We start from the raw sequence: 2500 nt of genomic DNA, 5'->3' as shown, positions 1-2500 counted from the left end.
TTTGCATAATGAGCCTACGAGTTACCGTTGCTAGCAAGGTTAAGTGATTAAGTCACGGATCCGTAGCGAAAGCGAGTCTGAATAGGGCGCTTTAGTTAGTAGTGGTAGACGCGAAACCGTGTGATCTACCCATGGGCAGGTTGAAGCTATAGTAACATATAGTGGAGGACCGAACCGGTTGACGTTGAAAAGTCTTCGGATGACCTGTGGGTAGGGGTGAAAGGCCAATCAAACTCGGAAATAGCTCGTACTCCCCGAAATGCATTTAGGTGCAGCGTTGATTTATAGTTTTATAGAGGTAGAGCTACTGATTGGATGCGGGGGCTTCACCGCCTACCAATTCCTGACAAACTCCGAATGCTATAAAATGTTAATCAGCAGTGAGGGCATGGGTGCTAAGGTCCATGTCCGAAAGGGAAAGAACCCAGACCATCAGCTAAGGTCCCAAAATATATGTTAAGTTGAAAAAACGAGGTTGAACTGCTTAGACAGCTAGGATGTTGGCTTGGAAGCAGCCATTCATTTAAAGAGTGCGTAACAGCTCACTAGTCGAGCGGTTCGGCATGGATAATAATCGGGCATAAACATATTACCGAAGCTATGGACTTGTAAAAGTGGTAGGGGAGCATTGTAGTGGCGTTGAAGGTGTTCTGTGAGGAATGCTGGAGTAGCTACAAAAGAAAATGTAGGCATAAGTAACGATAATGCGGGCGAGAAACCCGCACTCCGAAAGACTAAGGTTTCCTCAGCTATGCTAATCAGCTGAGGGTTAGTCGGGACCTAACGCGAACCCGAAAGGGGTAGTGGATGGACAACAGGTTAATATTCCTGTACCTGCTCTCATTAAAAGTGACGGAGGCGAAAAGTTAGTGCGCACAGACGGAATTGTGCGTTGAAGGGAGGGGTAACCCCCCGATAGTACACTAAGACTACGGTCGCGGTGATAATCTAGCAAATCGACTTCCAAGAAAAGCGAGAGAAGCAGCCCGTACCCTAAACCGACACAGGTAGTTGGGATGAGAATTCTAAGGAGCTCGAGAGATTCATGGCTAAGGAACTAGGCAAAATAGACCTGTAACTTCGGGAGAAAGGTCGCCACCCTTCGGGGTGGCCGCAGTGAAAAGGTCCAGGCGACTGTTTATCAAAAACACAGGGCTATGCTAAATTGAAAGATGACGTATATGGCCTGACACCTGCCCGGTGCTGGAAGGTTAAGTGGAGGGTTTAGCTTCGGCGAAGATCTCAAATGAAGCCCCAGTAAACGGCGGCCGTAACTATAACGGTCCTAAGGTAGCGAAATTCCTTGTCGGGTAAGTTCCGACCTGCACGAATGGTGCAACGATCTGGACACTGTCTCAGCCATGAGCTCGGTGAAATTGTAGTATCGGTGAAGATGCCGATTACCCGCTGTGGGACGAAAAGACCCCGTGCACCTTTACTATAGCTTAGTATTGGTTTTGGATAAGTAATGTGTAGGATAGGTGGGAGACTTTGAAGTGGCGTCGCTAGGCGTTGTGGAGTCATTGTTGAAATACCACCCTTTGCTTGTCTAGAGTCTAACCTTCAATGAAGGGACAGTGCTTGGTGGGTAGTTTGACTGGGGTGGTCGCCTCCAAAAGAGTAACGGAGGCTTCTAAAGGTACCCTCAGCACGCTTGGTAACCGTGCGTAGAGTGCAATGGCATAAGGGTGCTTGACTGAGAGACCTACAAGTCGATCAGGTTGGAAACAAGAGCATAGTGATCCGGTGGTTCCGTATGGAAGGGCCATCGCTCAAAGGATAAAAGGTACGCCGGGGATAACAGGCTGATCTCCCCCAAGAGCTCATATCGACGGGGGGGTTTGGCACCTCGATGTCGGCTCGTCACATCCTGGGGCTGGAGAAGGTCCCAAGGGTTGGGCTGTTCGCCCATTAAAGTGGCACGCGAGCTGGGTTCAGAACGTCGTGAGACAGTTCGGTCTCTATCTACAGTGGGCGTTAGAAATTTGAGTGGATCTGACTCTAGTACGAGAGGACCGAGTTGGACTAACCTCTGGTGTATCTGTTGTTCCGCCAGGAGCATTGCAGAGTAGCTACGTTGGGAAGGGATAAGCGCTGAAAGCATATAAGCGCGAAACCCACCACAAGATGAGATTTCTTTAAAGGGTCGTAGGAGATGACTACGTTGATAGGTCATAGGTGTAAAGGCAGTAATGTCATAGCCGAGTGATACTAATAACCCATAGGCTTATTGTACGCCTGTTTTTTATAAAGTTCAATACAGATTTTCATGAATCATTTTTTCAATATGTTATTTTATACGGTTAAGTAGTTAATACTACATACACCGAAAGATTTAAGGTGATTATAGCGATGGGGCTCACCTCTTACCATTCCGAACAGAGAAGTTAAGCCCATTTGCGCCGATGGTACTGCATTTGTGGGAGAGTAGGTCGTTGCCTTTTTAGAGAACCCTTCATATTTATTTATGAAGGGTTTTTTTGTGCCCCAAAATGAAATA

At 47.4% G+C, this 2500-nt stretch carries 2 rRNA genes (1 of these 2 cut by a window edge); both read left to right on the top strand.

The features are described from left to right. Nucleotides 1–2235 (top strand): 23S ribosomal RNA (locus H0I26_RS00010); it begins 586 nt to the left of the window's first position. A 101-nt stretch (nucleotides 2236–2336) separates the two neighbouring features. Then, a 5S ribosomal RNA gene (rrf, locus tag H0I26_RS00005) occupies nucleotides 2337–2444 on the top strand. Nucleotides 2445–2500 lie beyond the last annotated feature (56 nt).

Source organism: Olleya sp. HaHaR_3_96 (assembly GCF_019278545.1).
In the GTDB taxonomy this organism is placed as follows: domain Bacteria; phylum Bacteroidota; class Bacteroidia; order Flavobacteriales; family Flavobacteriaceae; genus Olleya.
The sequence above is the reverse complement of the archived record's forward strand: the minus strand, read 5'-3'. Positions and strand labels throughout refer to the sequence as shown.